2 protein-coding genes are annotated in these 5,633 nt (G+C 34.8%); one reads left to right on the top strand and one right to left on the bottom strand.

Annotation, left to right across the window (positions count from 1 at the left end; translation table 11 throughout):
* Nucleotides 1-84 precede the first annotated feature (84 nt).
* The gene (locus tag A9239_RS12260; protein ID WP_052712711.1) at nt 85-2,868 is read left to right on the top strand and encodes a PocR ligand-binding domain-containing protein; all 2,784 of its coding nucleotides are present in this window, start codon (nt 85-87) and stop codon (nt 2,866-2,868) included.
* A gap of 146 nt (nt 2,869-3,014) precedes the next feature.
* On the opposite strand, the gene A9239_RS12265 is transcribed toward A9239_RS12260, so the two are convergent.
* Nucleotides 3,015-3,512: an inorganic diphosphatase gene (locus tag A9239_RS12265; RefSeq protein WP_048119197.1), complete on the bottom strand. Its 498-nt coding sequence runs from the start codon at nt 3,510-3,512 to the stop codon at nt 3,015-3,017.
* Between the last annotated feature and the right edge of the window lie 2,121 nt (nt 3,513-5,633).

The following is a 5,633-nucleotide window of genomic DNA, read 5'->3' on the forward strand; positions in this document are numbered from 1 at the left end:
TACATTTGCTTGTTGAGTAGACGTAACAATACCCTAAAGTCAGGTATTTCACCGTCAAAGAGAGGAGTCTGAAGGGGAAAATGAATGGAGCAATTTCAGGAGAATAGTCCGAATCCTGTAATCAGTGTTGGAAAAGATGGTACGATTCTTTACTCAAACGAGGCTAGTGAACCCTTATTACATGAATGGGGCGTGACAATAGTAGAAAGACTGCCTTCAAGTATCTTAGATATTGTGCAAAAAGTAATTACCCAGAATTATCCAGAAAAAATGGAAGTTAAAGTTGGAAAAGGAGTCTATTTGATTGTTTTTTGTCCCTTATCAGATCAAGAATATGTAAATATTTATGGATTCGATATAAGTAGTCATAAAGATTTTGAAGAAAAAATCCCGGGAAGTGAAGCTAGGGGGGTTGAAAAACTTAAGCTGGCTGATATTCTTGATATTCCATCGATCCAGTCTCTCATGGATGACTTATATGAACTTACTCACATTACCACAGCTCTGATTGATCTCAAAGGTAATGTTTTTGTAATTGCTGGGGGGCAAGAGATTTGCTCAAAATCCTACAGGGTTCATCCTGAAACCTGCAAGTACTGCATAGAAAGTGATACAAAATTGTCTCTGGGCGCTGCCCCCGGAGAATTTAAGATATACAGGTGCAAGAATAATATATGGAATGTCGCAACTCCCCTCATTGTGGAAGGTCAGCACGTAGGCAATATTTTTTCAGGCTATTTCTTTTTTGAAGACGAGGCTCCTGAATATGACTTTTTCCAATCCCAGGCTAAAAAATACGGCTTCAATGAGGATGAGTATATAGCAGAGTTTGAGAAAATTCCAAGGCTGAGTAGAAAAACTGTAAACAAATATATGTCCTTCTTCATGAAACTTGCCAACATGATCTCACAACTGAGCCACAGTAACTTCAAACTTGCCAAATCACTGAAAGAACGTGAGATTCTTGTGGATAAGCTAGAGAAAAGCAGGGAAGATCTTGATCGTGCTCAAATAGTAGGAAATATCGGAAGCTGGCGTCTGGATATTCTTAAAAACGAATTGACATGGTCTGACGAGAATTACCGTATCTTTGGCATCCCAAAAGACACTCATCTGACTTATGAAACCTTCATTTCTAAAGTCCATCCGGATGATAGGAAATATGTTGATAAAGAATGGATAGCCCAATTAAAGGGCAGACCATATGACATAGAATATCGCATTGTCGTGGATGGTAAGATCAAGTGGGTGCGTAAGAGGGCATATTTTGAATTTGACAAAAACGGAGAGGTTATCGGTGGTTTCGGCATAACACAGGATATAACTGAGCGTAAAAAAGCAGAAGAATCCCTTAGACTAGCACATAATAATTTAGAAGCAAAAATCAAAGAGCGTACATTTGAGCTTGAAAAGGCTTATAAATCATTGATGGAAGAAAAAAGAAGACTTTCTGAAGCTCAAAAAATAGCTCATATTGGGAACTGGGACTGGAATATTACAACCGGTGAAATTTACTGGTCTGATGAGATGTGTCGTATTTTTGGGCATTTTTCTAAAAGGTTGTTTTATACACACAGTGAACTTTTAAGCTATGTGCATCCCGAAGATCGAAACTATGTGGATAATGCCGTTAAAAATACTTTAAGTGGTAAGTCCTTTAGCATTGATCACAGGATTATCTCAGCTGATGGAGAAGAGCGTATAATCCATGCACAGGGTGAAGTTGTTTATGATGGAAATAAAAACCCAATTCGAATAAGAGGAATAGTTCAGGACATCACCGAACATAAGAAAGTCGAGGAGAAGATCAGGATATTAGCGGATGTTGTGGAATCATCAAGTGATGCTATTGTAACTGAATCTCTCGAAGGTACTATTACAAGCTGGAATAAAGGAGCAGAGCAGATTTATGGTTATTCGGCTGAAGAAGCTCTGGGTAAAAATGTCTCTATCGTTGAACTGGATAATTTTAAAGGAGACATAACCAAATTAATTGAAAAAGTTAAGCACGGAGAAAAAATCCAGCGTTATAAAACTGTAAGGTTAAAAAAGGATGGTAGACTAATAAATGTTTCAGTAACTTATTCTCCTGTTTTTGACGCTTCTGGAAAGCTAATTGCTGTCTCAGCTATTGGTAGAGATATTACTGAGCAGGTCAATGCGGAAAGACTTCTGGCAAAAGCCGAAGATGCCCGAAAAAAAGAAATTCATCATAGAATTAAAAATAATCTGCAAGTGATTTCTTCCCTTCTTGATCTACAGGCTGAAAAGTTCAGAAGCAGAGAATCTACTGAAGATTCTGAAGTTCTGAACGCTTTCATCGAAAGCCAGGACAGAGTGATGTCAATTGCTCTTATCCATGAAGAGCTGCATGAAGGCAGAGGAAACGATACAATAAACTTCTCGTCGTATATTAAAAGGCTTGTTGAAAATCTCTTTCAGACTTATAGAGTTGGGAATGTTAACACGAGCCTGAATATTGAACTTGAAGAAAATATTTTCTTTAATATGGATGTTGCTGTCCCACTAGGAATAATCATTAACGAACTCGTATCAAATTCCCTGAAGTACGCATTTTTAGGCAGAGATAACGGAAAAATCCAAATCAAACTTTGTAGGAAAGACTCTGCAGAATACGCAAGTAAAGATCAGGAAAGCATAAAAGAAAGTTATAATGGCACCGATTTTGTATTAATAATCTCGGATAACGGGCTTGGTATTACTGAAGATTTCAATTTAGAAGATTCCAATTCTCTTGGATTACAGTTAGTGAAAACCCTGGTAGATCAGTTAGATGGCGAAGTTGAGTTAAAAAGAGATTCAGGAACTGAATTCTGTATAAGGTTTACAGAACCAGTACAAAACTGAAAAATAGTAAAATCGGATTTTCATACAATGCTCAGTTTACAAATCAAGTAATTTTGTCAGATGTTTTTCTTCACTTTTCTACAGTGAAGACCCAGAATCACATCCCCCACAATTGATGACAATGGTTTTCCGGTTTTTCGTCTGCTTTATTTTTTCTGTGCAGCATATCGATCTTTAGCTTCCTGAAGTACAGTGATTGCTGTTTCGAGGCTTTTCCAACCGATAACTTTCACTTGTTTTTTATCTAAGTTCTTATAAGTTTGGAAGAAATGAGTAATTTCCTTAAATAAATGAGGCGGGACCTGATCGACTGACTCAATATAATTCCACATAGGATCATTCTTTGGAACGCATAGGATTTTTTGATCTCTTCCTTTATAATCTTCCATGTCAAATAACGCTACAAGATAGACATCGATTACACAACCCGGAAATGTGGGTTCCCACGTTAAAACCATAGCATCTAAAGGGTCACCATCAAGGGATAGCGTGTCTGGGAAAAAACCATAATCCGAGGGATATACCATTGAAGAAGAAAGCATTCTGTCGAATTTTATCAGTCTCTTTTCCTTATCATATTCGAATTTGTTCCGGCTCCCTTTTGGAATTTCAACAATTACGCTTTCGACCTGTCTTTCAGTCATATCAACACTTCCAACTATTTCTTGCTTTCAAGTACTTCCCTAAAAAGAAACTTCCTATTGTGTTTATGGTTAATGTTATGATTAATGTGCCTACTGGAAAATTGACGAAGCTATTTTGAATCCATCTACCTAAAGCATATCTCAAGGTAGCACCTATGAAGCCACCTATACCTCTCGATAAAATGGTATACACATAATAGTATATCAGTAAAACCTCAATAGTTGATGTAAAAGTTATCAGCATAAACGGTTTTAGACTATAAAGTTTAGGCGGAATTCATCGCTAATAGGTTACCTTTTTCCTTGCATTAAATAAATAGTTTGCTCAAGAACTTCGTCTAGCTAAGTATAGTTAATATCAAACTTGAATTTCCAAGATGATTGATTTTACATTATCTTACGGCCTTATTTGTGTATACCTAACAAAAGAATAATTCTACTAATAACGATTATGTTAAGATGGCAGAGATTTCCCCATGTTCAGAAAAGAAAATAATGATGCTTGTTTTGTGTCTCAGGCAAAAATCGCATTTCGTTGAAAGCAAAGTTTAAAGAAATGATTACCCATTGATACGAAAATAAAAGAGAGTCACCAGTCCAGGGAGCAATAAATTGAAAATTTACACTTCACGCTTTGAACAGATGACTATAATACTATTTCTGTTACTTCAAACAAACTGAATAATTTTTGTAGGTTACTTCTTTGCTGAATCAGTAACAGACCTTCATGAAGAAGCAAACCTTCTCATAGTACCAGCAAACCCTTGAATAGTAATAGCTGAAGACCATGTTCATTCCCTCCACTCTTTTTTTGTAGATAAATTTATTTTTCTTAAATTGTTAACTATTTTTGTTAATCTTTGAGAAATAATCGTTTTTTTCGAATTCATAAACAACTATTTTTCCGAAACTATTTTATTACACGATACTCCTAACAATTAAATTTCATGATATCTTTGGGAGCCTATCTTAATTTTAAGATTGACATATCTAAATATTAATTGCTAGTGAGTATATTAAACATATAGTTTTAATTTATATAAAGCATATAGAATAAATTATACTTATAATTAAATAGTCCTGGAAAATCTGGGCAAATTTCACGGGAAAACATGGGCAGACTTATTCATTCAATTTAAATTGTGGATTTGTCTTAAAATATCAATAAAAAAGGTATTAAATGTTCTTTTTTTCCATATACGATAAAAATAAAATATATTATGAAAAGATAAGTATATTTATGTGATCAAATGTAAAAATAATTCATAAAATGAATGAATCTACTAAATTAGATAGAAAAATCACTTTAAATCCAAATTATAATACTCTGTATTTTTAATTTAAATGAGCATTTTATTTCTAAAAATATAAAAGCCGGATTTATTCAAAAGACGCATATTGGGAAATTTATTTACTTTCTTCACCTTAACCATCCTTAAGAAGAACTTTTTGCTTTAAAGTTCCAACATTTAAATTTCTTATCTCGTTCACTTCGACTTCTTTTTCTTAAGCAGGTTCGCTCTCGAATCCTAAAACTCAAATTTAGTAAGTTTAACAGTTTTTGCCGGGAACTCCTTTTCAATAAAAACGAGTCGGTCGCCCTGAAGGAAAACTCCAAAATTGTAGACCTTACCTAAAGGTTTTATTTAGGTAGTCACGATAAAGTGCTTAAAGCGGGATACGTATTTTTCGAGCTTATAAATATATCCTAACGGCAGGGTCAGACTGTAGAACCATGCTTACAGGCAAGTATCTATTTTTCGATGTTAGCTTCAGAATTGCCATCAAGGTCGGTACAAATGACCTCAGCACAATACCATAGCTATGAGTACAGCAGCGGCTCCATCACTGCAATTCCTGCAAAATTCAAAAATTGACTTTCGAATAATCATTCCTGAGCTCTGGAGCGTTTCCGCAGACAAGGGCAGGTTTTCGGAAATTATTGCTTTAAGTTCAGATAAAAGATAAAACGCCAGTAAATAACACTCAAGTAAGGTTGATATTGAGAATACAACAGAAGAATAAAAATAAAACCCAATATTTCATTGAATTGAATATAAACTACGTTAACCAAGTTTTTTGTAAAATAGACGTTATTATCTAATATTGAGCCTATCCCAA

The sequence above is a fragment of the Methanosarcina sp. A14 genome, assembly GCF_001729375.1.
Classification (GTDB): Archaea; Halobacteriota; Methanosarcinia; order Methanosarcinales; family Methanosarcinaceae; genus Methanosarcina; species Methanosarcina barkeri.

What these genes read in the sequence shown, in the direction of transcription:
- A9239_RS12260 (WP_052712711.1), top strand. Translation starts at nt 85, where the DNA reads ATGGAGCAATTTCAGGAGAATAGTCCGAATCCTGTAATCAGTGTTGGA.
- A9239_RS12265 (WP_048119197.1), bottom strand. Translation starts at nt 3,512, where the DNA reads ATGACTGAAAGACAGGTCGAAAGCGTAATTGTTGAAATTCCAAAAGGG.